Source organism: Streptomyces sp. NPDC037389 (assembly GCF_040636475.1).
Classification (GTDB): domain Bacteria; phylum Actinomycetota; class Actinomycetes; order Streptomycetales; family Streptomycetaceae; genus Streptomyces; species Streptomyces hesseae.
Genome location: NZ_JBEZUS010000022.1, coordinates 24,836 through 48,033, shown reverse-complemented (window position 1 = coordinate 48,033; position 23,198 = coordinate 24,836). Strand labels below are relative to the sequence as shown.

25 protein-coding genes are annotated in these 23,198 nt (G+C 70.6%); 18 read left to right on the top strand and 7 right to left on the bottom strand.

From position 1 onward, the window contains the following. Positions 1-329: 329 nt before the first annotated feature. A complete protein-coding gene (locus tag AB0E98_RS31580) occupies positions 330-1,112 on the bottom strand; it encodes a ParA family protein (RefSeq protein ID WP_361709365.1) in 783 nt (260 codons plus the stop codon). A 211-nt stretch (positions 1,113-1,323) separates the two neighbouring features. Between AB0E98_RS31580 and AB0E98_RS31575 the strand changes: the two genes are divergently transcribed. The 15 genes from AB0E98_RS31575 (at position 1,324) to AB0E98_RS31505 (ending at position 13,945) form a co-directional block, all read left to right on the top strand. Beyond that, positions 1,324-1,698 carry a hypothetical protein gene (locus AB0E98_RS31575; RefSeq protein WP_361709364.1) on the top strand — a complete coding sequence of 125 codons (375 nt, stop codon included), beginning with the start codon at positions 1,324-1,326 and terminating at the stop codon, positions 1,696-1,698. Between the two features lie 12 nt (positions 1,699-1,710). Further along, a complete protein-coding gene (locus AB0E98_RS31570; protein ID WP_361709361.1) occupies positions 1,711-2,073 on the top strand; it encodes a hypothetical protein in 363 nt (120 codons plus the stop codon). A 77-nt stretch (positions 2,074-2,150) separates the two neighbouring features. Beyond that, entirely contained in the window at positions 2,151-4,844 is a 2,694-nt protein-coding gene (locus tag AB0E98_RS31565; RefSeq protein ID WP_361709358.1) for an ATP-binding protein, read from the top strand. Then, positions 4,841-7,438, top strand: a complete 2,598-nt coding sequence (locus AB0E98_RS31560; protein WP_361709355.1) for a hypothetical protein — start codon at positions 4,841-4,843, stop codon at positions 7,436-7,438. Before AB0E98_RS31565 ends, AB0E98_RS31560 begins: the two co-directional genes overlap by 4 nt. Further along, positions 7,431-7,952 (top strand): hypothetical protein, encoded by a 522-nt coding sequence (locus AB0E98_RS31555; protein ID WP_361709354.1) that lies wholly within the window; start codon positions 7,431-7,433, stop codon positions 7,950-7,952. Before AB0E98_RS31560 ends, AB0E98_RS31555 begins: the two co-directional genes overlap by 8 nt. Further along, positions 7,949-8,971, top strand: coding sequence for an NlpC/P60 family protein (locus AB0E98_RS31550; RefSeq protein WP_361709352.1), 1,023 nt, complete (start codon positions 7,949-7,951; stop codon positions 8,969-8,971). Before AB0E98_RS31555 ends, AB0E98_RS31550 begins: the two co-directional genes overlap by 4 nt. Before the next feature lie 80 nt (positions 8,972-9,051). Continuing rightward, positions 9,052-9,258, top strand: a complete 207-nt coding sequence (locus AB0E98_RS31545) for a hypothetical protein (protein WP_361709350.1) — start codon at positions 9,052-9,054, stop codon at positions 9,256-9,258. Between the two features lie 251 nt (positions 9,259-9,509). Continuing rightward, on the top strand, positions 9,510-9,764 hold the full coding sequence (locus AB0E98_RS31540; protein ID WP_361709349.1) for a hypothetical protein: 255 nt from the start codon (positions 9,510-9,512) through the stop codon (positions 9,762-9,764). Positions 9,765-9,768: 4 nt separating this feature from the next. Beyond that, the gene (locus tag AB0E98_RS31535; RefSeq protein WP_361709346.1) at positions 9,769-10,185 is read left to right on the top strand and encodes a hypothetical protein; all 417 of its coding nucleotides are present in this window, start codon (positions 9,769-9,771) and stop codon (positions 10,183-10,185) included. Positions 10,186-10,292: 107 nt separating this feature from the next. After that, entirely contained in the window at positions 10,293-10,874 is a 582-nt protein-coding gene (locus tag AB0E98_RS31530; protein WP_361709345.1) for a hypothetical protein, read from the top strand. Between the two features lie 5 nt (positions 10,875-10,879). Then, positions 10,880-11,242: a hypothetical protein gene (locus AB0E98_RS31525; protein WP_361709342.1), complete on the top strand. Its 363-nt coding sequence runs from the start codon at positions 10,880-10,882 to the stop codon at positions 11,240-11,242. A 78-nt stretch (positions 11,243-11,320) separates the two neighbouring features. Further along, positions 11,321-11,671: a hypothetical protein gene (locus tag AB0E98_RS31520; RefSeq protein WP_361709340.1), complete on the top strand. Its 351-nt coding sequence runs from the start codon at positions 11,321-11,323 to the stop codon at positions 11,669-11,671. Positions 11,672-11,752: 81 nt separating this feature from the next. Continuing rightward, entirely contained in the window at positions 11,753-12,541 is a 789-nt protein-coding gene (locus AB0E98_RS31515; RefSeq protein ID WP_361709337.1) for a nuclease-related domain-containing protein, read from the top strand. A gap of 23 nt (positions 12,542-12,564) precedes the next feature. Then, on the top strand, positions 12,565-13,164 hold the full coding sequence (locus tag AB0E98_RS31510) for a hypothetical protein (RefSeq protein WP_361709335.1): 600 nt from the start codon (positions 12,565-12,567) through the stop codon (positions 13,162-13,164). A gap of 142 nt (positions 13,165-13,306) precedes the next feature. Continuing rightward, positions 13,307-13,945 (top strand): hypothetical protein, encoded by a 639-nt coding sequence (locus AB0E98_RS31505; RefSeq protein ID WP_361709332.1) that lies wholly within the window; start codon positions 13,307-13,309, stop codon positions 13,943-13,945. A gap of 24 nt (positions 13,946-13,969) precedes the next feature. Here the strand turns inward: AB0E98_RS31505 and AB0E98_RS31500 are convergent, their stop codons facing one another. Further along, positions 13,970-14,659: a hypothetical protein gene (locus AB0E98_RS31500; RefSeq protein WP_361709331.1), complete on the bottom strand. Its 690-nt coding sequence runs from the start codon at positions 14,657-14,659 to the stop codon at positions 13,970-13,972. A 152-nt stretch (positions 14,660-14,811) separates the two neighbouring features. On the opposite strand from AB0E98_RS31500, the gene AB0E98_RS31495 reads away from it, so the two are divergent. The 3 genes from AB0E98_RS31495 to AB0E98_RS31485 all read left to right on the top strand — a co-directional run bounded on the left by AB0E98_RS31495 (position 14,812) and on the right by AB0E98_RS31485 (position 17,386). Continuing rightward, positions 14,812-15,525 (top strand): plasmid partition protein, encoded by a 714-nt coding sequence (locus tag AB0E98_RS31495; RefSeq protein WP_361709328.1) that lies wholly within the window; start codon positions 14,812-14,814, stop codon positions 15,523-15,525. After that, a complete protein-coding gene (locus tag AB0E98_RS31490; protein ID WP_361709326.1) occupies positions 15,518-16,498 on the top strand; it encodes a hypothetical protein in 981 nt (326 codons plus the stop codon). The genes AB0E98_RS31495 and AB0E98_RS31490 overlap by 8 nt, the downstream gene beginning before the upstream one ends. A gap of 663 nt (positions 16,499-17,161) precedes the next feature. Then, the gene (locus AB0E98_RS31485; protein ID WP_361709324.1) at positions 17,162-17,386 is read left to right on the top strand and encodes a hypothetical protein; all 225 of its coding nucleotides are present in this window, start codon (positions 17,162-17,164) and stop codon (positions 17,384-17,386) included. 353 nt (positions 17,387-17,739) lie between these two features. On the opposite strand, the gene AB0E98_RS31480 is transcribed toward AB0E98_RS31485, so the two are convergent. From AB0E98_RS31480 to AB0E98_RS31460, 5 genes are all read right to left on the bottom strand, one after another. Continuing rightward, a complete protein-coding gene (locus AB0E98_RS31480) occupies positions 17,740-18,369 on the bottom strand; it encodes an HAD-IA family hydrolase (RefSeq protein WP_361709323.1) in 630 nt (209 codons plus the stop codon). Between the two features lie 31 nt (positions 18,370-18,400). After that, positions 18,401-19,945 carry a glycosyltransferase family 4 protein gene (locus tag AB0E98_RS31475; RefSeq protein ID WP_361709321.1) on the bottom strand — a complete coding sequence of 515 codons (1,545 nt, stop codon included), beginning with the start codon at positions 19,943-19,945 and terminating at the stop codon, positions 18,401-18,403. A gap of 47 nt (positions 19,946-19,992) precedes the next feature. Next, a complete protein-coding gene (locus AB0E98_RS31470; RefSeq protein ID WP_361709319.1) occupies positions 19,993-21,129 on the bottom strand; it encodes a radical SAM protein in 1,137 nt (378 codons plus the stop codon). 68 nt (positions 21,130-21,197) lie between these two features. After that, positions 21,198-22,109 carry a UTP--glucose-1-phosphate uridylyltransferase gene (locus AB0E98_RS31465; protein ID WP_361709316.1) on the bottom strand — a complete coding sequence of 304 codons (912 nt, stop codon included), beginning with the start codon at positions 22,107-22,109 and terminating at the stop codon, positions 21,198-21,200. Positions 22,110-22,232: 123 nt separating this feature from the next. Then, a complete protein-coding gene (locus tag AB0E98_RS31460) occupies positions 22,233-23,144 on the bottom strand; it encodes a class I SAM-dependent methyltransferase (RefSeq protein WP_361709313.1) in 912 nt (303 codons plus the stop codon). Between the last annotated feature and the right edge of the window lie 54 nt (positions 23,145-23,198).

Sequence of the window (23,198 nt, the reverse complement as noted above, 5' to 3'; positions counted from 1 at the left end):
CACTGTCGCTGTCGCCTGTCGCCGTGTCGCGGTGTCGCCGACCTCGTGTCGCCTGTCGCTGTCGCTTGTCGCCGACACTGTCGCTGTCGCCTGTCGCCTGTCGCCTGGGTTGTCGCCTCGCCTGTCGCTTGTCGCCGACGGTGTCGCCGTGTCGCTGTCGCCTGTCGCCCGGGCTGTCGCCGTGTCGCCGCCGGCTGTCGCGGGGGGCGACATGGTGGCGAGAATGAGATCGACAGGGTCGGGCTCCTTTCGTTCGACGATTTCTGCGGGGTCCTGCCGGACCCTTTTCCTGTGGCGTCGCCCACGAGTGCGGTCGCTTTTCTGGCCTGTCACGTGACAGTCCCCCTTGAGAGCATCTGGTCATAAATGCTCTGGTAGATGTCGGCCACCTCGGAAAGATCCTCGCCGCCGAATTCTCTGCATGCTGTGTGATAGCTCTCGATTGCCTCGCGGACACGCACCCGGCGGGGAATCGGCGGACCGATCATTTTTCTTCCGAATTTCTCGCGCATGTTGTTGAGGACGCGCTGCGAATCCTTGGAATTGTCGAATTCGGTGACAATTACCCCGGCAATGTCCAGTTCCTGGTTTCTTTGCCTGGCGATGCGCTCTGCGGTGTATCGCATTTCTTCTGCGCCCTGTGCCCCCCAGACGGTGGCAGGGGCTGTGATGAGCAGGTGCTGCGCCGCGAGGAGCCCGGCGGTGGTGAGCCGTCCGACGCCCTTCGGTAAATCGAGGATGACGTCGTCCACGAGGTCGTCGAGCTCGCCGGAAAGGCGGGTCCGGCGCAATGCCGTAACGGCATCTCCGGTCATGTCGATTTCCCTGTTGGCGAGAAATCGGTCGGCTGGTGCGACGAGGACATGGGGCCAGGCTGTGGGCACGAGGACTTCGCGCAGCGGAAAGGGCCGGGAGGAAAGGGCGTCCTTCATTCCCAGGCGCCGTGAGGCGGGCTCCAGGACGTCGGTGGCGTCCCCCTGGGGGTCAAGGTCGAGGACCGCCACTCTGCGGCCGCGGCGCCCTCGCCGGCGCCGGGTGGCGGCGTAGGCCAGCTCCAGCACCGACGTGCTGCAGCCCGCGCCGCCCTTGCCCCTGCCTACGGCCACCCACATCGCATCGCCCCACTCTGTCCGCCCCGTAACCGGCCCTCCGCCAAGTCTCGTTAGACATGCTAGGGGGGCCGCTCTGACCTGCAGAGAACGTCTGGGCAATTAGGTAATTGGCCTACGCAACAAGGGCCTCAGAGCCTATGCTGGCTCTCCATGTCCCGTAAGTCACATGTGATTTGACGGCATGTGACCCTCAGCGGAAGGGCAAACCACCATGCACGACCCTGACGTCACGCCAACCGTGCCCGCGGACTCCCCGCGCGCCGGGCGTCTTCGCTCCTGGTGCCGGCGGCGGCAGCTGCGGGCGGCGCTGCGGGGGCTGCCGGAGCCGGGCCGTCTGCAGGCCGCCGGCGCCCCGGTGGTCCTGGCCGCGTTCACCACCGGCGGCCTGCAGGAGTTCCTCAAGGCCGATGCCCTGCAGGTCGGCATCCTCATCGCGGGCCTGGTCATCATCTTCGGCGCGCGCCGCAAGGACTGGGCCGGTTCCATGACCGTCGGCGGCATCGCCCTGGTCGGCCTGGCGATCATCGGCCTGTCCAGCAAGGGCACGGCCGTGGGCGAATTCCTGAGCGGCTGGATCTGGAAGTAGGCGAGGACTGTCATGCGCATGCACACCGACGACGAGGTGTATGCCGTGGACGACTACTTCCTCGGCCCGCCCCGCCAGACCCTGCCCTGGCGCGTGCGCTACCGCGCCTACGGCATCGGCATCCTCATCTACGCCGTGATCCTCCTCCTGGAGATCTGGACCGGCCTGATCAGCCCCTGGAACGCCGTCTACGGACTGCTGATCACCATCTGGTCCACGATGAAGATCATGGACCGGGTCGACCACGAGCACACGGCCCGGGCCGTTGCCGTGACCTTCTGGCACGAGGTCAGCGCCCCTCGCACGGCCAAGCACGAGGCGAAGCACACCCGCCTGACCCTCCGCGGCCTCCGCCGCCGCACTCGCACCAGCTGAACCGCACCACCCCACCCCTGCGCGGCCCGCGCCTACCACGCGGAAGAGCCGCCTGCCCAACACCAAGGGGAGAGTCCGTGTCCCAGCACCACACCCGCAAACCCCGCGCCGAAAGGCAGGGTCTGACGGCCCGCCTGTTCACCACCAGGCGCCCCGCAGCCAAGCAGGACACCGCCCACCGCAGCGGCCTGCAGCTCACCGGCATCACCGGCCACCTCGCCATCGGCCGCACCGGCACCGTCACCGCCTGGTACGTCGCCGCGCCCCAGCGCTGGTCCTTCCTGACCGACACCGACCGCAACGCGCTGCTGGGCGCCCATGCCCAGCGCCTGGCCGAACTCGCCGGCCGCCGCGTGCACCTGCGCGTCACTCACCGTCCCTACCCCGTGGCCCGCTGGGCCCAGGCCCTGCACTCCACCGTCATCGACCCGCTGCCGGGCTGGGACCGCTACCTGCACGAGGAGCAGATCAAGGTCGGCAACCTGCCGCTGGACGACAAGGTCGTCTACTACGGCGTGCACATCGGCCGACTGTCCGGCCTCGGGCGCCAGACCCACCGCCTGCTCTCCTCCGGCCAGCGCGAGCTCGACGCCCTGGCCCGCGACGTGCAAGAGGTCGACTCCACCATGCGCTCGGCCGGCATGTCCGCCCGGCCCGCCTCCGCCGCCGACATGGACTGGCTGCTCAGCCGGTCCCTGGGCCTCGGCCTGCCCGCACCCCTCGACGTCCCCGCACAGCCGGACGACCAGTGGCACGAAGAGGACCTCGCCGCCTACACCGACGCCGTCGAGTGGGCTTCCCCCGAGCCGTACGCCCCGCACCTGACCGTCACCGGGCACCGCGACGGCCGCACCATCCAGCGCTACGTCTCCGTCCTCACCCTTGGCCGCATGGCCCTGCCCGCCATCCCCGAGTCCGGCTACGGGCCCTGGCTCCAGCGCCTGGACCGCCTGCCCTTCCCCTACGAGGTCTCGGCCACCTTCGACGTCCGCCCCAGCGCGGAGGTCAACAAGGAGATGCGCGACCAGCTCGCCCGCATCCACTACCAGGTCAAGCACCACGTCGAGCACGACGTCGACATCCCCCAGCAGCTGGCCCGCCAGCGCGACCAGGGCCTGCAGACCGAGGACGAGATCAAGTCCGAGGGATTCGCCGGTATCTCGACCCGCACCGCCGGCTGGTACCGCGTCGCGGTCTCCGGGACCACCCCCGAGCAGGTCCTCGACCGCGTCAAGCGCGTCCAGACCCTCTACAAGCCGCAGATCCTCGTCCAGCACCCCGCCGACCAGTACCGGCTGGCCAGGGAGTTCATCCCCTGCGAGCCGCTCGCGAACGACGCCTACAAGCGGCGCCTGCCGGTGACCACGGTCGCGGGGGCGCTGCCCGCCGCCTCCGCCCTGGTCGGCGACCGCTCCGGCATCAACCTCGGCTACACCAGCGGCGTCTCCCGCCGCGCCGTCATGTGGCACCCCTGGCGCAGCACCGAGGTCCGCGAGCGCTCCGGGCTCACCCCGATCGTCAGCACCCTCGGCGGCGGCAAGTCCACCCTCGCGGGCAAGATCATGTACGACGCGTCGCGCATGGGCGAGAGATTCGTGTGCCTGGACCCCTCCGGCCCGCTCACCCGCCTGTGCCAGCTCCCCGAACTGCGCCCGTTCGCCCGCGAGATCGACCTGATGAGCGCCGAGGCCGGCACCCTCAACCCCTACCGCGTCATCCCCGACCCCAGGCGCGACCACTACGCGCCCGAGGAGTACCAGGACAAGCCCGACCCGGCCGGCGCCGCCGAGCGGGCCTTCCGCGCCGCCGAGCAGGCCGCGCACGCCCAGCGCCGCACCCTCGCCGTGGACGTCCTGCGCGGACTGCTCCCCGAGTCGCTGCGCACCAGCGAGATGACCAACAAGGCGCTGATGATGGCAGCGATGCGCGCCGACACCTCGATGCGTAGCTCCCCGTACGCCGTCGTCAACGCCCTGCGGGACCTCGACGGCTCCCTGGAGGAACACGCCCGGCACCTGGCCGAGCTGCTCCAGGGCGCGGCCGAGCTGCCCCAGGGACAGCTGATCTTCCCCTCCGTCGACGGCGGCGACGACGCCTACCTCACCGAACACCACCGCCTGGTCGTCATGTCGCTCAAGGGCCTGACCCTGCCCACCGCCGGCGTCGCCGCCTCGGAATGGACGCTCGACGAGCAATACTCCATGCCGCTGCTGTACCTGGCCGGCTGGTACGCGCAGCGCTCGATCTACGACCGCGAGATGCACGCCCGCAAGGGCCTCTTCCTCGACGAGAGCTGGGCACTGATGAGCGTGGCGTCCGGCCGGACCCTGATCAAGAAGACCGGCCGCGACTCCCGCAAGCACAACGTCCGCGCGCTGGTCGCCTCGCAGGACGCCCAGGAGCTCCTCGCGGCCGACCTCGGCAACTGGATCGACAGCGCGTTCATCGGGCAGACCACCGGCCTGGAAGCCCAGCGCGCCGCCCTGCGCCTGATCAACATCGAGCCCGGCAACGGCTACGAAGAGGTCCTCGCCGGCCTGTCCCAGCGCACCCGCGGATCGGACGGCAAGCGGCCCAACCGCGAGTTCATCTTCGACGACGGCGACGGCGGCATCGAGCGCATCACCGTCGACCTCCAGCACCGGCCCGACCTGCTCGCCGTCCTCAACACCACCGCCAACCCCCGCGCAGCGCAGCGCCCCGCCGCCACCAACCCGTGGACCGACCAGAGCGTGCTCTCCCTGGTCAAGGACGAGGGAGCCCTGCGATGACCGGACTCCCCCGGCAGCGGAGGCTCGCCAGCCACCGCGCCCGGCGCCTGTGGCTGCTGGCGTTGCTGCTGACCATCGTCGGCGGCTTCCTCATCGGCCCCCAGGCCGGCATCTCCCACGCTGATCCCGACCCCTGCGACAAGCTCAAGGGCAGCCCCGCCTACGACTTCTGCGTCAAGGCCGGCGACAAGGACAAAGACAAGGGCAAGACCGACCAGCCGGCGGAGAAGCCGGCGGAGAAGCCGGCGGAGAAGCCCGCGGAGAAGCCCGCCGATGACGCGTGCGACAAGCTCAAGGGGACCCCGGCCTACGACTACTGCCTCAAGCCCGGCGACAAGGCGGACAAGCCCAAACCCCTCGTCCCGGACCCCTTCGGCGCGGCACCGGACTGCAAGAAGCCCCCGGTCCCGGCCATGCCCGGCCGGGGCGACGACTCCTGGGCCCAGCACGAGCCCAAGACCATCCCGGCGCCGATCGACCCGTCAGATCCCCGGGCCTCCGCGCACATCTACGAGCAGTACGGCTTCGCCGGCCTGAAGTGGCACACCTACGACCTCTCGTGCTCCAGCACCGCCGGATTCGTCTCCAGCGCGAACGCCGCCATGGGCACCACCTGGGCCAACTTGCTCTTCGGCGGCTCGAAATGGTGGACCACCCTGGCCGTCAACCTCCAGCAGGAGGCGTCCGGCGACGGCTACATGACCAAGCTCAACACCGCCTTCGCCAAGGCCACAAAGGCCGCCCGGGACGCCGTCTACACCCCGTGGATCGGCATCTCCCTGCTGCTGCTGGGCGTGATCACCGTCTACCAGGCCACCCGCAAGGATCTGCCCGCCACCGCGAAGTCGCTGATCTGGGCGGCCGTGGTGATGACCACCGCCACCATCGCCTTCTCCTACCCCGCCGAGGCCGGCTCCCTGGCCGACACCGCCATCACCCAGACCGTCGGCCAGGTCCAGCAGGGCCTCGCTGGCGACGTCTCCAAAGGCGCCGACCCCTCCACCAGCCAGGGCAACCTCCTCGGCTCCGCCGTGCTCTTCAACGGCTGGCTGCGCGGCGAGTTCGGCAGCGCCGACAGCCCCGTCGCCAAGAAGTACGGCATGCAGCTCTACGACGCCCAGGCCCTGACCTGGGCCGAGGCCAAGCTGCCCCCCGAGGAGCGCCAGAAGGTCATCGAGAAGAAGCAGAAGGCCTTCGAGGACATCGCCGCCAAGATCAAGAAGGAGGACGCCGAGGCCTACGAGCACGTCAAGGGCACGGCGGACGGGCGGCTCGGCGCATCCTTCGACACGGCGATGGGTGCCATTCCCTCCAATTTGTACTCTTTCATGGCCTCGATCGTCATCATCTGCGCCCGCTTCATCCTCAAGCTCATCGTGGTCTTCCTGCCCGCGATCGCGCCGATCGCCCTGCACCGCCAGATGGCCGGCACCCTGCGCACCCTGGGCCGCTCCGGCGCGGCGGCAATGATCAACGCGCCCCTCTTCGTCCTCGCCGCGGGGTTGGACGCCGTCTTCATCGACACCGTCCTCGACCCGAGCTCCGGCCTGCCCACCTGGTTCGCCGTGGTCCTGATCTGGATCCTGACGATGATGCTGTGGTCGATCAGCAAGCCCTTCCGGCGCCTGAACGCCATGGTCGGCCCGAACACGGACTGGTTCGGCCGCGGCTGGGGCGTGCTCGGCCGGGCCAAGACCTTCGCCGGCGGCGCCGTCCTCGGCTACGCCAAGGGACGCTGGAGCGCGCACCAGATCGGCAAGATGATCAACGGCAAGGGCGGCTTCGGCCAAGGACGGCGCGTCGAGGAGCCCGACGAGACCGCCAACGCCGACCAGATCCCGGACGACGAGGACACCACCCGCCGCTTCACCCGGCGCGGCCCCGACGAGCCCTGGGCCGAGGTGGGCACGTACGAGCCCGAACAGCCCGCCGACAACCTGGACCACCCCGGGTACTGGGGCCCGGGCCGCAGCTGGGACGAACACAACGACACCTGGGACGTTCCCCAGCCCGATGTGCCCGCCGGGCCTCCCCCGAAACCGGCTCACGCCCCCAAGAGCCCCTGGCCCGCCGACGGCGCGGAACCCCACCACGTGCTCGCCGGGCGCAAAGCCGAGGCCAAGCAGCAGGAAGCGGCCGCAGCGTATGCCCGCGGAGAGCGCCCGACGCGCCCGTACGTCCACGAGCCGGATGACGGCGGCTTCTACACCTTCGTACCGCCCGCCCGGCCCACCTCGCCCCCGCCGGCTTCCGGCGGCACAACGACAGCCGCCAGCCCCCGTCGCGCCCCGACGCCGAGCGTGCCCATTCTGCCCCCCGACGCCAATCTCCTGCCCCTGCTGGCGGTACTCTCCCGCTCCGCACAGGGCCAGCCGAACCCGCCGTCCCCGCCCCCTTCCGGCGTCGCGCCCGGGCCGGGTGCGGCCGAGCACGAGGGCAGCCGGCCCCAGCCTCCCCGTGCGCCCGAGGTGATCGACAACGACGGCCAGCGCGTGTTCGTCGTCTACAGCCCGACCAACGGTGGCGGCTACACCACCCACACCACCGACTCAGACACCAGCACGCCCCAGCGCGAGGAGGACCCCGATGCGTGACCAGCTCCGCGATGCCCTGCGCTGGCCTCTGTACTCCCCCAAGCGCCTCCTGGCCGTCGTCGCAGCCGTCATCGCTCTACTGGTGCTGGCCAACTCCTGCCAGGACGAGCACCACAGCAACACGGCAGCGACCACCGTCGCGCCAGAAGGCACGCGGCCCTCGAAAGCGGCGCCCTCCGCAGCCGCCTCCGCCCGGCCCGACAGCACAGCGGCCCTCAAGACCGCACACACCTTCGTCGAGGCCTGGGCCTCCCACAACCCCGACCCCGGGGCCTGGCTCAAGCAGCTCGAGCCCTACACCACCGACCGGCTGCTGACCATGCTGCGCTCCACCGACCCCTCGCGCGTACCGGCCACCCGCGTCGGGGACGCCAAGCTCACCGACACCGGCGGCGGCCCGATCACCTCCGCCGCCGTCTCCACCGACCGGGGCCCCGTCACCATCGGCATGCTGTGGGCGGGCGACCGGTGGCTCGTCGGGGAAATCAAGCCCGGAGCCCAGGCGGGATCATGACCATGCTCCTCGCGCCGGCCGCCCCCCGGGCCGGCCGGCGGGTGGCCGCTGCCCTCGCGGCGGCCACCGTCGGACTCGGCACCATCGCCGCCCTCTCCCTCTCCGCCCTGACCACCACGGGCGCCAGCGCCACCACGATGACCGGCGTCAGCTGCCCCGTCGCGGGCGTCCCCATCGGCAAAGGCGACGGATCGACCCAGCTCGACACCGAGCAGATCAAGATGGCCCAGGTCATCATCGGAGTCGGCAAACAGCTCCAGGTCCCCACGCGCGGCCTGGTCGTCGCCATCACCGCCGCCCTGCAGGAATCCGGCCTCCGGAACCTGCCCTACGGCGATCTCGACTCGCTCGGCCTGTTCCAGATGCGGCCCTCGCAGGGCTGGGGCACCCGCGAGCAGATCCTCACCCCCGAGTACTCGGCCCGGAAGTTCTTCAGCGTCCTGTACAGCGACGTCCCCAACTGGCAGTCCATGAGCATCAACAATGCGGCCCAGGCCGTCGAGCGCAGCGGCTTCCCCGACGCCTACGCCAAACACGAACAGCACGCCGTCCAGATCGTCTCCTCGATCGGCGGCGGGACCGACGGCCAGGTCGACGTCACCGGATGCACGGCCGTCACCACCGCCGCCACCGGCGCCACGGCCACGGCGCTGCAGGTGATGATGCAGCAGGTCGGCAAGCCCTACGTCTGGGGAGCCACCGGGCCCGACTCCTTCGACTGCTCCGGGCTCATCGTCTACGGCTGGCGCCAGGCCGGTTACCAGCTCACCGTCCGCACCAGCCAGGAGATGTACACCATCGCCACCCCCGTCCCAAGCGGCCAGGAGCAGCCCGGCGACCTGATCTTCACCGAGATGCAAGCCGACGGCCCCGCCCACGTCCTGATCGTCGTCACCCCCGGCACCGCCGTGGAAGCCCCCAACTCCCGCATCCCCGTCCGCATCCGCCAATACGACGCGCAGCGGGAAGGCGCCCGCTTCGGCCGGCTCCCCAGCTCCGCCCTCAAGGCAAGCACCTGACGATCTCCCGCCCAACCGGTGCGCCATAAGTGCGACATAGGCGTGGGATGCTTGCGGCAGACCGTCCGTGAGGAGGGGGAATGCGCTACTACGACGTGCCCGCAGAGGATTTCGAGCCGCTCGCCCGATTCATCGCCCAGTGGGATCAGAACGTCCCTCGGCCGCGCAGTCCAGGCGACTACGAGCGGTTGGCCAGGGCCGTGCTGAGCGCCTTCGCTCCCGAGCCCGGCTCCGACACGGGACCGGAAACCAGCCACTGCTCTCCGGGTCAGCCGACACAGGGGTAGGAACACAGCTTCATGCCGGAAGGGGCGGGCCCAGCCGAGGGCCCGCCCCTTCCGGCATGTCAGCGGTGGGTGAAGGAAGCGCGGCATGTCGACTTCCCGGCCGCGACACTCCGTTCAAGTCATTGACAACTGTTCAGCACCTGAACACTATGGAGGGGTGCCGGGTACCCGCCCGGCCACCGCAAAACGCGGGGCGCGGCTCCCGCTTGCCAACGATCGCCGCGCCCCGCCTCCAGATGTGGAGGAAGCCATTGTCCACGATCACCCATGCCGTGCCCAGCGGGCCCGCCGCCTCCGTCGACCCCGGCGACGTCTCCGACGCCGCCTGCACCCTCGTCGAACTGTCCACGATCCCGGACGACGCGGCACTGCTGCGCCGCGCGGCCGAGCAACTGCCGCCCCTGATGGCCCAGCTGCGCAAGGCCACGGGGATCGACACCGACACCGACGAGGACTGGCTCAGCGTGTGGCGCCCGTACGGCATCATCCGCGAGAGGACCCCCTGACCCCATGAGCAAGAGCACCCCGAGCAGCTACACGGCCCACGCCCTCCTCACCACGGGCGGGCGCTGGAAAGCCTGTGTCGACGAGGTGCCCGAGGTGCAAGCCGCGGACCGCTCGCTCTCCCGCCTGGAGAGCCAGATCCGCAAACAGATCGCCGCGAGGATCGACGGCCCCGGGGCACACGACCCCAAGGACATCGAACTGGACCTGGTCACCACCACCGGCGACCAGGAATTCGACCACGACCTCGCCACCGCCCGTGAAACACGCCGCCAGGCCGACGAACTGGCCCAGCAGGCCCGTACGGCCGCCAAGCCGCTCGCCCGCCGCCTGGTGGACGCCGGCGTCTCCACTCGGGACGCCGGCACCCTCCTCGGCATCAGTGCCGCACTGGTCTCCGCACTCACCAGCGAGACCGACTGATCCGAGGCCCCCCGGTCCGCGCCGGACACACCACCGCCCGCCTCACCAACGGGCGGCCCCGCCGGACCTCCTGACCGCACACCCTGCCCAACACCAGGGAGTTCTCCATGCCCCAGTCCAGCACGCCCATGTGGGTCAGCCAGCTCCTCACCAGCATCCACAGCCTCAAGGCAGCGTCCGCCCGCGCCCGCACGGCCTACGAGCACGCCGACGCACTCGCCATCCAGACGCTCGGCGAGGCCTCGCGAGCCAACGAGACCCAGGACATCGCCCTCTTCGCCGCCACCGTCCAGTACAACGGATACGCCCGCAGCCACTACGCCGGCGTCCTCGACGAGATCAGCGGCGCCCACCTGGGCCTGACCATGAGCCTGGCCCGGGTCTGGTGCCGGGCCGCGCACCCCTACGCCTACGGCGTCAGCACCGCCCTGCGCGAAGTCGCCCAGGGGAAGAACCCCTCGACCGCCGAAATGAGCTACGCCGACCTGCCGAAGCGGCCCAACACCAAGGACCAGGACGTCCTGCGCACCTACCAGGCCGCGCTCGACGCCCACACGGCCATGACCATGACCCGGGGATCCCAGGGCGCGGACCCCTGGGCGACCAGCGCCGCAGCGTGGCACGACTTCGCCGACCAGGCCGAGCGCCTGCTGTGGCAGCAGGTCAAGGCCACCGCCACGGCCCGGTGATCCCGGTGCACACCAGCACCCACGACGCCGCCGAGCTCCACCGCGCCACCCAGCTCGGCGCCGTCCGGACCATCGAAGCGCTCCTGCGCGATGCGCAGATCCCCGCCGTCACCCGCTGGGAGATCCTGCCCGACGGCCTCATCCGCGGGTGCCTGGCCCTCCCGGCGAGCGACAGCCAGCACCTCAAGCACGCGGTCCGCGCGCTGTACCGGCAGCGGTCGCGGCAGGGAGCCGTCGCCGCCACTCACCGGCGCCCGGACGGCGCCCTCGAGCTGGCCGCCCGCTTCACCTACCGATCGCGGCTCGTCGAACTGTGGGGCCACCTACCGCCCACCGACGACGCCGACGTCGATGCCGAGCGCTCCTGACGCTCATCTCCCAGGGCCGGCCGCCCCCTCCCCCGCGGCGCGGCCGGCCCTGTCTCCTCGCCATCGAGAGGCACCGCCGTGCTGCACCACCTGCGCCGCCTGCGCTCCCGCAACCGCACCACCCACGACCATCACGAACTCGCCGATCACCTCATGGAACAGCGGATCACCTGGCTCAACCCGGCCTCCTGGCCCGCGCCTCAGCCCATGACGCCCCGCCAGATGCAGGCGACCCTGCTGGACGGCATCACCCACACCCTGGTGACCCTCCGCGACCTCGGCCAGCTCATCGAGGCGGCCCGCCTGCAGCCCACGCCCGAGGACCAGCTCGAGGCCCTGTGCGACGCCTCCAGCCAACTGATGGACGCCCTGCCCGACCTTTACCGAGCGGTCATGTCCACCTGCGACGAACCACGCCCCCACACCTGACCGGTTCCCTCACCACCAGCCTCCGGCCGGGCCCGTCGCCCAACACCACCGGCCCGGCCGGGGCCTTTCACGGAGGCCTTCGTGAGACCCAACCCGACCACACACCGTCCCCTCCAGCGGCATGACCACCGTCACCGGCCCCAGGACGCCGGCGCCTCCGCCGCCCGCCGCGCCCGGCAACTGCGCCGCGACGAACTGCGCCAGAACAGCGTGCAGCATGCCGTCCTCCTCGCCGGAACCGCACTCGCCGCCTACATGGTCAGCATCCCCGCGCGTCTGCTGCCGCCCCTGCCCAGCGCACTGACCATCGCCGGAGCCGTACTCCCGGTGCTGTGGGCGATCTGGCACGTCCACCGGCCCAGCGACGCCGTCCGCCGATGGCGGCGCGGCGCGGCCGGCGAACGCCGAACCGCCCGGCTCCTGCACCCCCTCACCCGCGGCAAACAGGGATGGATCATCCTCCACGACCGCGCCATCCCCCGCAGCCGGGCCAACCTCGACCACCTGCTCGTGCGCCCGGACGGAGCCGTTTTCTACTGCGACAGCAAGGCGCTGCGGCCCGGCGCCCGCATCCACGTCCGCGACGGGATCCTGCACTGCGGCCACCGGCCCTACCCCTCGGCCATCAACACCGTGATCTGGGAGGCGGCCCAGGCCGCCGACGCTCTCGGGGTCCCCGTCACCCCGCTGATCGCCGTCCACGACGCCGAAGTCCCCGGCCACGTCCTGCACGACAGCAAAGTCGTCATCGTCGCCGCCACCCGGCTCACCCGCGAGCTCCGCCGCTCCCGCTACATCCCCAACCGGGCCGCCGCCGAGCAGATCGCCGCCCGCGCCGAGGCCCTGCTCCCCCGGCACACCGCCCGCTGACCACCGCTCACGAGGAGCCCTCGATGTGGCCACGCTCCCGCACGCTCGAGAAAGACCTGACCGCTGCCGCCGCCGTCCTGCGGCGCACCACCGCCGCCGTACGCGCGGGTCACACGCCCCCGCCCCTGACCGTCATGTCCGAGGTAATGATCGACATGGCGACACTTCTGAAGACCACGGCCGTGTACGGACCCAACCCGGGGAATGCCGCGGTGTGCTACGAGAAGGCCGGGCAGCTGCTCCTGGCCGCCCAGGAACTCCCGGACCTCGCCCCGACCGCCCGCACCAGCGCCCTGAGCGCCTCGGCCACGCTGGTCCTGGTCCATGAGCTCCGCGTCCCCGTCCCCGGGCCGGACAGGAACGCCAGCATCACCGTCCTACGCGACAGCACGCAGGACCGGCCCAGGTGGGCCGTCACCACCGGCTGCCTCTTCGGCGTCCGCGCCTGGACCGACACCGGCTGGCAGTACATCAGCAGCATCGGCCGTCCCGCGGCCTTCCGCTACAACCTGGACGGCGCCCTCACCCTCGCCCACCAAGTCGCCCGGACCGAACCGGACCGCCGCAGGGCCGAGATCGAAGCGGCACGCACCCGACCCTCACGACCGCAGCACCCCGCATAACCCCAACCGCCCGCATCACGACACACCGAGGCGCCGCCCACGAGGGCGGCGCCCCTTCCTGATCCCCTGAAGCACCGGTCCCTGCGCCATCGGCAGATTCCTGCGCCCCCGCTCGCCCTGCCCACGCGGGATACTGCGGAACATGACTTTGCCGAGCCTGGAAATCAGCGGGGGCGACGACTGGTTCCGGGCCGTCCCTCCGTCCGCCGTCCCCGTGCCCGCCGCCATGCTCTCCGACCTCCACCGCCAACGAGCCATCGCCGCCTTCGACGGCGTCGGTCTGCTCCACGACCTGCGGATCCTCGGGGACGCCCACCACGAAGCCCACGGCACATCCGTCGACGTCGTCCCCGAACTCGACTACTGGCGCACCCGCTTCTCCCCCGCAACTCCCGTCGCCGCCCGGCGCCTGCCCATCGACCAGGTCTGGGTCGAGCACCGCCTCGACTACCAGCGCCCCGCCGAACCCGGCCAGGAACCACCCTCATCCGCCGGCGCCCCGGCAGCCCTGCTGCGCCGCATCGCGCCCGGACCCAGCCAGCCGGGCGCCCGGACCCCCGTACCAGCCCGGACGGTCGGCCACCTCCACGGACGGCGCGTCATCCAGAGCACCCCCACCGGCTGGGCCTGGGACCTACGCGCCGTCAGCGAGCCATACCAGAACGAGGAAGGCGAGATCACCCTCAACGCCACCAGCGCCAACGACTACTACCGATGGATCATCACCGGCACGCTCCCCGAGGCCATACCACTGCCCCTGTACCTGCTGTGGACCGAATAAGAAGCTGTCTCGCTTCTGCCTTTGTCACCCATGTGGGGGATCGGCAGAGGTGTCGGTCGCGCGCACTGCGTGCTTGGCCGCCACCTGCTCCAGCACCGCGTACAGCGCCTGAGCGCGCTGGCTGCGCGGGCTGCCGAAAGCCTCTCGGCTGGCGGTGAGCAGCAGCTGCCAATGGGCGCCGGTCATCCGCATTCGGCTGGCCGCCCGGACCGCGCTCAGCAGAGGCCGGTTCTCCCGGGCCGCCAGCGGCCCTCGTGCGGGCGACACCAGATCGTGCGCGTGTCCCCGCAGCGCCTGGCGCAGATGCAGCGGCACCGCCTCCCACGTCGGATCGTCCGCTTTCGGCAGCAATCGGCCCTGGGCCGCCCCGGACTCGGCCAGCGACGCTGCGCCGGAGCCGGAGCCCAGGGGGTCGGGAGCAGTCGGGGACCGGTCGTCAGCCGGAGTGCCGGCGGCACAGGTGTGGGTGGCCGACGCGCCGATGTGCGCGCACATGGGGCAGCGCACCCACCCCGCCTCCCGGACAGCCGCCTCGACCACCGAGCACTCCGGGCCGAACCCCGCCGCAACCAGCTGGTGCGGCAGGCGCGATTCCTTGATAGCGCGCAGGGCGGCGGCTGCGGTGACATCGTGGCCCTGCGCGAACCACCTGCCCATCACGCCTTCGCCGCACCCGCAGAAGCAGCGCCGCCAGCCTTCCCTCGTCTCCGTCACGCCCCGGGACACTAGTGGCTCCAGCAGCGGCCCCCGGGGACGTGTGCCTCGTGTCGAGGTGCCTCACCGAGGATGCGGGACAGCTTCTGAGCGTGCCGCAATCACCTTCGAACCCAAGGGGGCTGGCACGACTTCTCAGGGGCACCACGGCCGTGGTGCCCCTGATCGGTTCTCGGCATGGCAGCATCGTGCGGGCCAACGCCGAACCGAGGGAGAAGCCCGCCGTGCTCATCGCCAACATCAGCCCACGAAGTATGGGCAAGACCACGGACACCGGGTTCATGGCCCATGCGCTTCACGAAGCCGGCTATCCCGTACGAGCTTGGGACGCTGACGAGTCCCAGCACCTCACGCAGTGGTCAGAGGCCGCAGGCGGCTTCCCCTTCCCTGTCGGCAAGAACGCGACCGCCACCTTCGCCACCGACATCGAACGGCTGAAGGGCGGCATCGACATTGTCGACGTGGGTCACACCGAGAACCACCCCCACATCGCGGACAGCGTGCTGAAGATCGCGGACCTGGCCATCCTCCACATGGAACCGTCCATGGCCGACTGGCAGCGGGTCACCAAGCCGCGTACCTCCACACCGGTGGCCGACATTGTTGCTCGGTCAGCCTTCGCTCGTCCCGGCCGCCAGGCACCGCCTTTGTGGGTCCTGTTCAACCGCGTGCGAACCGGGGTCCGCTCAGCGAGGGAGATCCGCGACATGATGCGTGAAACAGGGTGGAACGTGTTCACTGTGATGATCCCGGTTCGGGACGACATCAAGCAGGCGACAGCGTTCCCTGTCGAGCGCGCCGCCAACGGCCCCTTCGGTGAGCTCGTCACCGAGATGGAGGCAAAGGGGCTCATCAAGCATGGGTAGGCGCAATCTGCGGGCCGGAGCTCAGGCCACGGCCAACGCTCAGCCACCGGCCAACGTAGTCCCTCAAGGGTCCACCGGGACCGTCGTAGTCGTCGCCGATGAGCCGGACAAGCTGCGTGACCAGCCGTTCACCCTCGCGCACTGGGGCGCCACCCTGCCCGACCGGGACCTGACGCCCGAGGATGCGAGCGGACCGCTCAGTGACGAGGAGCAGCGGCAGCTGGCCGAGTGTCACCGAGCCGTCGACAACGCGCGGTCCGCCCAGTGGCTGCTCGGTCGTGCGCTGGAAATCGTTCGCCGCCGACGGCTGTACCGGGGTGACGGGTCCCGGACTTGGCTCCAGTACCTGGTCGCCGAGCACGACGGCATGACCGAGCGGGAAGCGCGCCGACTGCAAGAGGAATGGCGACTGGCCAAGGCCGTCCAGGACGCGCTGGGCAGGCCCGCGCCCGCATCCCACGTACGGGCCATGCTCGACTACGCCGACAGCACCACTGACGAGCAGGCCGCCTTCGACTACGTGATGCTCAGGAAGGCGTTCGAGACCGGGCAGGTACGCCTGGTTGCCCACCAGATCAGGGCCCGAGTCGTCAAAGCTCTGGAGTCCGCCGCCAGCGAGAAAGACCCTGACAGGCGCCGCCAGGCGGTCGGGACCCGCTGGCGTGAGATCCACGCCCCTCAACCGTCGATCCCCGGCCCCTCGAAATCTCCGGAGGCCGCAGGGGCAACCACGACGGCGAGGGAGGCCACCGATCCTCTTGCCGAAGCTGTCGCCGCCGCTGAACGTGCGCTGGAGCGCGTGAACGACGCGTTGCTGGACGGGAGTGCCACCGAGCGACGCTCAACTGCTGAGGCCGAGTACCTGCAGCAGCGGCTCCGGAAGGTGGGGCGCATTCTGGCGAAGGTCACGGTACCGGCCGACGACATCATCGACGCGGATGTAGTGGAAGACGAGGACGAAGCCCACGGTTAAGGGGAACCCGGCAAATTTGCCGGGTTCCCAGGGCACCTACCCCGCAGGCGGGAGTGCACGCCGAGCACGTGGCCGCCGCGCCACAGAAGCACCCCAGCGGGTACCGCTCGACCGCGGAGTGTCCGCATCGAGGACCTTGACCGGCAGGGTCTTACCCCTACCGACCCGCCGTGGACGCTTGAGAGCACGTACGAACGCAAGGTAGTTGGTGGTGGTGGTTTTGGTGGAGCCGCCCTTAAGGCAGCCCATCACGGTCACGTCGCCGTCGTCGCCCTCCGGACCGGGTGGGGGCTGCTGCCTCGGAACGGTAACGTCGGACTTGGCCACAGGTGATCTCCTTTGTCGTCAACGAGGTTGTGGCTGTCTCAGACGCGCCCGCCGGACCCGCCCTCCGGTGGGCGCGTGACACTTCCACTCCTACGACGGACGTGCCCCACACAAGAAACCGTATCGAGCGCCTCCGCAGCAGGACGCAGCAACGTCGGCGACCGCCCTCTGGTCATCCACCCGGCGGTGCACTCGCCACAGGCCAAGTCGGCGCTCCCCGATCAGGATCGGATCAACGCGTCCAACACCTAACGGCATTAACGATCCGGAATGCTCCGGGTTCACCATCGAGGCACCGGCCATCCCTGTCCGGCTACTCAACGATGGGAGTTCCTCATGCCTACCGACTTCGGCCGCACCTGGCCCTACCGCTTCTGGAACGGGCCCAGTCTGCTGGACGAAGACTGGGAGCTCGGCGACGACCATGATGCACTGGAGGTCGCCGCGCGGATCCGGGAGCACGGCGGCTGCGTAACCCGAATCGAGCGCCATGACACCGACGGGCTGTGGCGGACTACCTGGACACTCCCATACCCGTGGGAGGACATCCGGGCCAGTTGAGCAAGATCGGGCTCTCGACTCGCGCAGTAGGGACCGGCGGGGCAGTCACACCCATTACCCGGCACGGCGAGCATCGACCTCGGCGGCCCCGCGCACCGAGGCGGACCGGCCGCGCGACGCGATGGCCCTGCGGTCTAAGGCGCGCCGAGCCCCGGGGTCCTTTACGGCGTAAAGGACCCCGGGGCTCGGCGTCATGAGAGAGCCAGGAGCTTGCGGGCCTTCTCGGTCACGTGCTCTGGGCTGAGGTGAGTGGCGTTGATGACCTCGGCTTCGCGGGCGAGCCAGCCGTCGAAGGCCTCGACGTAAGCGCCGATCTTGCGGCGCCGGAAGGCGCGGACCTTCGACTCGGCTGGTTACTGGTTGCCGTGCTTCTCGCACTTCACCGGCAGACCGAAGGAGCGCAAGTGAGAGGCGAAGGTCTCGGCGGTCTCGAAGAGCTGAGCCTGCATACCGACGCTCTTGGCGGCGCGGACGAAGGTCGGTTCGTCGTCGAAGTAGCCGAGCTTCGTGGGCGGCAGCCCCATGTGTTCGGCGGCGGCTCGGAAGGCGAGGGGTGAGGGCTTGTCGACGCCGAGGTGGGCCGAGGCGAAGACGAAGTCGAACTCGATGTTGTGGTGGTCCAGGTCGGCGGGCAGCGCATCGGTGCAGTTAGACAGGACCCCGACCGGCACGTGCTCCCGCATTTGTCGCAGGAGCTCGACCATCGTGGAGTCCGGTTCGCCTCGGTCGGATCGCCATGCAGCGAGGTGCTCCCGGACGGCTGGCCCGTAGTCCTTGGCCAAGCGCTCGGCGACATCGTCGGCCCACTGCTGGTCGGTGATGACGCCGACACGGGCGAGGCGGTAGGACGGGTGGTCGTACGCGTAGCGCGCGATGGCGCCGGCCGGGAGGCCCGCGCGCTGCTCGCTGGTCTGGGCGCCGGTGTTGTGCCAGTGCCGGAAGAGGCCGTTCATGTCGAGGAGCAGGCCGTCGATGGTGGGCATGGAGACTCCTTGAGGGCCGGGGCCGGGCGCGTCAGTGTGCTTCGGCCTGGTGGTAGGCGGCGATATAGCGGTCTGCGGTTCGGCTCCAGCTGTAGGTGCTCTCGATGCGGGAGCGGCCGTTGGCGGCGCGCCGCTTGCGCTCGTCGGGGTCGCTCAGGGCGGTGACGAGGGTGTCGGCGAGGTCGTCGGGGTCGTCCGGCTTGACCAACCAGCCGGTGGCGCGGGGGCCGCCGGAGACGATGGTGTGGAGGGGGCCGCCGGTGGCGGTGGCGATGGGCGGGGTACCGCAGGCCATCGCTTCGAGGTAGACCATGCCGAAGGGCTCGCCCACGGCCGGCGCGACCATGAGGTCGGCACAGCCCAGTCCGGTCGGCAGCTCGTCGTGGCCGCGCCACCCGGCGAAGAAGACGTCGTGCTCCACCCCCAGGTCCCTCGCCAGTTCGGCGGGGTGCCGGCCTTCGCACTCGCCGGGGTAGCCGCCCCACATGAGCAGGAGCGGGGTGGGGTCGAGTCGGGCCCGGGCGGTGGCGAAGGCGCGTAGGAGGACGGGGAGGCGCTTGAAGTCGAGGAACCGGCCCACCCACATCAGCAGCGGCCGGAGCCTTCCGTCGCGGTCGCGGAGGCGGCGCAGGTCGGCGTCGGTGTAGCGGAGGGAGCCCGGCTCGCCGCTGGGGCCCCAGCCGTGCGGGTCGGTGACGAGCCAGCGCCACAGGTGTTCCAGGCGCTGGTGCTCGGTGAGGCGTTGCGGGCGGAAGCGGCGGATGTCGACGCCGTTGGGGATGACGGGGAGTTCGTGGTCGAGGTCGAGCAGGCGCTGGGCCAGGTCGCGGTCGTGGTCGGAGACGACCACGAGGTGGCCGGCGTGGGGTACGGACTGGCGTAGCCGGGTCAGCCAGTACCGGGAGTGGCCCCACTTCTGCCACGCGGTGGTCGTCAGCAGGTCGGCGTCGGCGTCATTGAGCCTGGCGCTCTGGGCGATCCGCTGTGCTTCGGTGCGGCGGTGCGGGTTGCTGGTGTGGAGGCGGTGGCCGAGGTCGCGCAGGGAGATGCCCACGGACTGGGCGAGGTGGAGGCGCCGGGCCATGCCGTCGATCAGCTTGAGTTCGGTGCCGTGGAGGGTGGTGACCACGGGGATGTCCCGGTAGGCGATGTGGGCGGCGGTTTGCAGGTGGCTGAGGTGGTGCAAGTGCAGCACGTCGGTCTCGGCGCTGCGGTTGGCGCGCAGATGCCGGGTCCAGGCGTGGGTGAGGCCGTCGGCGTCGAGGGAGGGAACGGCGCTGAAGAGCGGGTCGGGGCAGTGGCCGCGGTCTTCGTAGGAGGGGTGGAAGGGCAGCGGGGCGTGCTGGGGGTTGCCGCCGCTGCGGAAGACGGCCTGGGCGTCGTTGTAGTCGTACGGGCACAGGTCGAGGCCCTGGTAGAACGTCGGCCCGTGGGAGGGGTCGCCGGGGTGGCCGAGGGAGCCGGCGTGCAGGCGGGTGGACCATCCGCGGGTGTTGAGTTCGTGCAGGAGGTAGCGGATGACCTGGGCGCTGCCGCCGCGTGGGTAGAACAGGACGGCGGTGTCGAGTGAGGGCATGGCGGACTCCCTTGTCCTGGGAGAAGGAGGTTGTGGACGCGGCAGGGCTAGTGGGGGTCGATGATCAGGGGCTGGGCGCCGGAGAGCCGGCCGGGCCAGTAGCGCTCGTCGGGGTGCTGGGGCGAGCGGACGGTCACGCCGAGGACTTGGGCGAGGCTGTGGCGGTCGCGCAGCGGCAGCGGCTGGCCGAGGACCACGGTGCGGGTGCCGGGGGCCAGCGTGTAGGGCAGGCCGGGGTGCCCGAGCCGGGCGAGGTGCCCGTCGATGTCCGTCGTCGTGACCGGCGGCCGTGCGGGTGCGGCACGGCACAGGGTGCGCTGCCGGTCGGGGCAGTGGTTGGCGCTCAGGCAGGTGGGGGTGTTCAGCACGCCGTCGCGGTCGGGGAGACCGAGGACGTGGGCGAGGGCGCAGCTGTTGGTCTGGAAGACGGGGTAGCCCGGGTAGCGCTCGGGCAGGTGGCGGAGCCAGTCCCAGGTGGCGCGGGGCCAGACGGAGTCGGCGGCCTGCGGGTCGAGGTGGGGGTCGTCCAGCTCCGGCCAGAGCTCGGTGATCTGTTCCAGGGCGGTCGGCTTGACCTTGGTGCCGACCGCGACGGTGCAGACGGCGTAGCGGGAGGCCCAGTCCAGCACCCTCTCGCAGGCCTCGACGCTGGAGTTGTGGGGGAGGGCGGGCCGCCAGTAGTGGATGACCGGGATGCCGGCGGCGTGCAGGCGGGGGAAGTTCTCGCGGAGCGCCTGGTGGTTGATGCCGCGTTCGATGTCGGGGCCGAGGCCGGAGTAGCTGAGGTAGACGATCACTGGCAGTCCGGCACGGCGGGCGCGGGTGATGGCGTCCACGGCGTCGTCGGTCATCCGGCCCTTGGTGATCAGGCAGACGGGGTTGCGGATGGGGGAGGCGCTCAGGACGTCGAGGAGGGCGGTCAGGTGGGCGCGGGTGACGGGGGTGGCCAGGGCGTCCGTGCAGGTGTAGAGGGCCAGGACCAGGCCCGGGTGGTAGTAGGGGCTGGTCAGGAGCTGGTCGAGGGTCTCCTCGGGGGTGGCGAGGACGGCGGGCTTGGTGCGGGTCAGGCCCAGGTCCGTCAGGTAGCAGTAGCGGCAGCCCCAGGGGCAGCCCTGGACGGGGTTGATGGCGATCCAGGTGTCGTGCTGGTCGATGACCGGTTCGAAGGCGCGCTCGCGCGGCATGCGGGGTGCTCCTCTCGGGCCGGCCGCTCACCGACAGCCAGGCGGTCGGCCCGAAGGGGAACGGCGGATCAGGTCGTGGTGCCGGTGGTGGGCTGGTCGATGTCGTGGACGAGGCGGCGCAGGACGGGCCCGTAGTCGGGGTGAGCGAGGGCGTGGGCGAACTGGGCGACGAGGTAGTCGGCGGGGTTGCCGGTGTCGTACCAGCGGCCCTGGATGACCTGCCCGTACACCGCCCGCCGGGAGGCGAAGGCGTTGATGGCGTCGGTCAGGTAGATCTCGCCGGTGCGGTGTTCGTGCCAGCGGCGGGTCTGCTCGCGCAGCTCGTCGACGATGCCGGGGGTGATGACGTAGCCGCCGATGGCGGCGTAGGTGGACGGGGCGGCTTCGGGTTCGGGCTTCTCGATCAGGCCGGTGATGCGCAGGAGGCCGTCGTCGAGGTCTTCCTTGACCACGGGGACGCCGTAGCGGCGGGAGTCGGAGCGGTCCATGGGCATCAGGGCCAGGACCGGGCAGTGGGTGGTTTCGTAGGCGCGGATGAGCTGCTGGGCGCGGGGGACCTCGGCGACGAAGACGTCGTCGGGCCACAGCACGAGCATGGGCTCGTCCACGCCCCGCGCCGCGTTCAGGACGGGGGTGCCGTTGCCGTAGGGGCCGTGTTGGTCGAGGTAGGTGATGTGGCCGCGGTGGGCGAGCTCGGCGACTTCCTCGACGGCGTCGGCGTAGTCCGTCTTGCCGTCGGCCCGCAGCTGGGCGACCAGGCCCGGGTTGGGCCGGAAGTGGTCCTGGATGAGGTTCTTGCCGCCGGAGACGACGATGGTGATGTCGGTGATGCCGGAGGCGACCAGCTCGCGCACGGTGTGCTCGATGACCGGCCGGTCGCCGACCGGCAGCATCTCCTTCGGGATCGCCTTCGTCAGCGGCAGCAGGCGGGAGCCGAGTCCGGCAGCCGGGATCACTGCCCTGCGGATCGTCGTGGCCATCACGTCCCTCTCGGTTCAGGCGGCGGACCGCACCGGCCGGCACGGCGCGGCCCGACGCTACCAACGCCCCCGCAACGCCGGGGCGGCCAAACCGTTTCGCCGCCCCGGCCGTGTCCCGCCGGGCTACCGGCAGAGGAAGCTGCCGGTGTACTTCGTGACCGCGAAGTGCCCCTTCGCCGTGATTGCCTCCTGGACCTGGGCGCGGACGCGGTCGCGCAACTCGCTCAGGAAGGCGGCGTCGACGCCCTCGCGCTCCTGCGAAGAGACGCAGCAGTGGTTGTGACCGACCTCGTAGAAGCGCATGAACGGCGCCGGGTCGGTGAAGCGCAGCTGGTCCTGCCACGAGACCAGGCGCACCTCGTCGAAGTACGGCTCCAGCTGCTCCCGGCCGTTCTCCAGGGACAGGCGCCCCTTGGGCGTGGCCTTCACCAGGTCCTTCGGCGCGCCCATCGCCTCCAGGGCGGTGAAGTGCACGTCGTACATCTCCAGCATGCTGTCGGGGCGGTCGGTGGTGAGCATGAACAGCCCGCCCGGGCGCAGGACGCGCCGGACCTCGGCGAAGCAGCGGTTCAGGTCCGGCACGTAGTGGATCATGTAGTTGGCCATGGCCCGGTCGAAGCTGTTGTCGTCCAGCATGGACAGGTCATCCGCGCTGCCCTCGATCCACCGGCACGGCGTGGCTGTGCCGCTGAGGCGGTCCTTCGCCGCGACCAGCACGGCCGGGGCGATGTCGAGCCCGGTGATGCTGCCGTCGGCGAGGTGGGGCCGGATGTGCTCCAGGACGAAGCCGTTGCCGCAGCCGAGGTCGAGCAGGTCCTCGCTCCCGATGAGGGCGAGGTTGTCGATCATGTGGTCGACCATCGACTCGGGGCTGGTGCGGAACGCGTTGTGGACCCACTGCTTGACGTCCAGCATGCGGGTGTCGGCGAAGAACCGGTCCCGGGCCGTCTCGGCGGAGAAGACGAAGTGCTCGCTCGGGATGATGCGGGCCGCCAGCGCGTCCAGGGCCGGCGTGCGGAAGTCGGTCTGAGCCATGGTGAGATCTCCCTTTCGGGTCGAAGATCAGCTGTGTGAGGGCTTGGGGCGAGG

Excerpts from the sequence above, each read along its gene's own strand:
- AB0E98_RS31580 (WP_361709365.1), bottom strand. The coding sequence starts at position 1,112 with ATGTGGGTGGCCGTAGGCAGGGGCAAGGGCGGCGCGGGCTGCAGCACG.
- AB0E98_RS31575 (WP_361709364.1), top strand. The coding sequence starts at position 1,324 with ATGCACGACCCTGACGTCACGCCAACCGTGCCCGCGGACTCCCCGCGC.
- AB0E98_RS31570 (WP_361709361.1), top strand. The coding sequence starts at position 1,711 with ATGCGCATGCACACCGACGACGAGGTGTATGCCGTGGACGACTACTTC.
- AB0E98_RS31560 (WP_361709355.1), top strand. The coding sequence starts at position 4,841 with ATGACCGGACTCCCCCGGCAGCGGAGGCTCGCCAGCCACCGCGCCCGG.
- AB0E98_RS31555 (WP_361709354.1), top strand. The coding sequence starts at position 7,431 with ATGCGTGACCAGCTCCGCGATGCCCTGCGCTGGCCTCTGTACTCCCCC.
- AB0E98_RS31550 (WP_361709352.1), top strand. The coding sequence starts at position 7,949 with ATGACCATGCTCCTCGCGCCGGCCGCCCCCCGGGCCGGCCGGCGGGTG.
- AB0E98_RS31545 (WP_361709350.1), top strand. The coding sequence starts at position 9,052 with ATGCGCTACTACGACGTGCCCGCAGAGGATTTCGAGCCGCTCGCCCGA.
- AB0E98_RS31535 (WP_361709346.1), top strand. The coding sequence starts at position 9,769 with ATGAGCAAGAGCACCCCGAGCAGCTACACGGCCCACGCCCTCCTCACC.
- AB0E98_RS31530 (WP_361709345.1), top strand. The coding sequence starts at position 10,293 with ATGCCCCAGTCCAGCACGCCCATGTGGGTCAGCCAGCTCCTCACCAGC.
- AB0E98_RS31510 (WP_361709335.1), top strand. The coding sequence starts at position 12,565 with ATGTGGCCACGCTCCCGCACGCTCGAGAAAGACCTGACCGCTGCCGCC.
- AB0E98_RS31505 (WP_361709332.1), top strand. The coding sequence starts at position 13,307 with ATGACTTTGCCGAGCCTGGAAATCAGCGGGGGCGACGACTGGTTCCGG.
- AB0E98_RS31490 (WP_361709326.1), top strand. The coding sequence starts at position 15,518 with ATGGGTAGGCGCAATCTGCGGGCCGGAGCTCAGGCCACGGCCAACGCT.
- AB0E98_RS31485 (WP_361709324.1), top strand. The coding sequence starts at position 17,162 with ATGCCTACCGACTTCGGCCGCACCTGGCCCTACCGCTTCTGGAACGGG.
- AB0E98_RS31480 (WP_361709323.1), bottom strand. The coding sequence starts at position 18,369 with ATGCCCACCATCGACGGCCTGCTCCTCGACATGAACGGCCTCTTCCGG.
- AB0E98_RS31475 (WP_361709321.1), bottom strand. The coding sequence starts at position 19,945 with ATGCCCTCACTCGACACCGCCGTCCTGTTCTACCCACGCGGCGGCAGC.
- AB0E98_RS31470 (WP_361709319.1), bottom strand. The coding sequence starts at position 21,129 with ATGCCGCGCGAGCGCGCCTTCGAACCGGTCATCGACCAGCACGACACC.
- AB0E98_RS31465 (WP_361709316.1), bottom strand. The coding sequence starts at position 22,109 with ATGGCCACGACGATCCGCAGGGCAGTGATCCCGGCTGCCGGACTCGGC.
- AB0E98_RS31460 (WP_361709313.1), bottom strand. The coding sequence starts at position 23,144 with ATGGCTCAGACCGACTTCCGCACGCCGGCCCTGGACGCGCTGGCGGCC.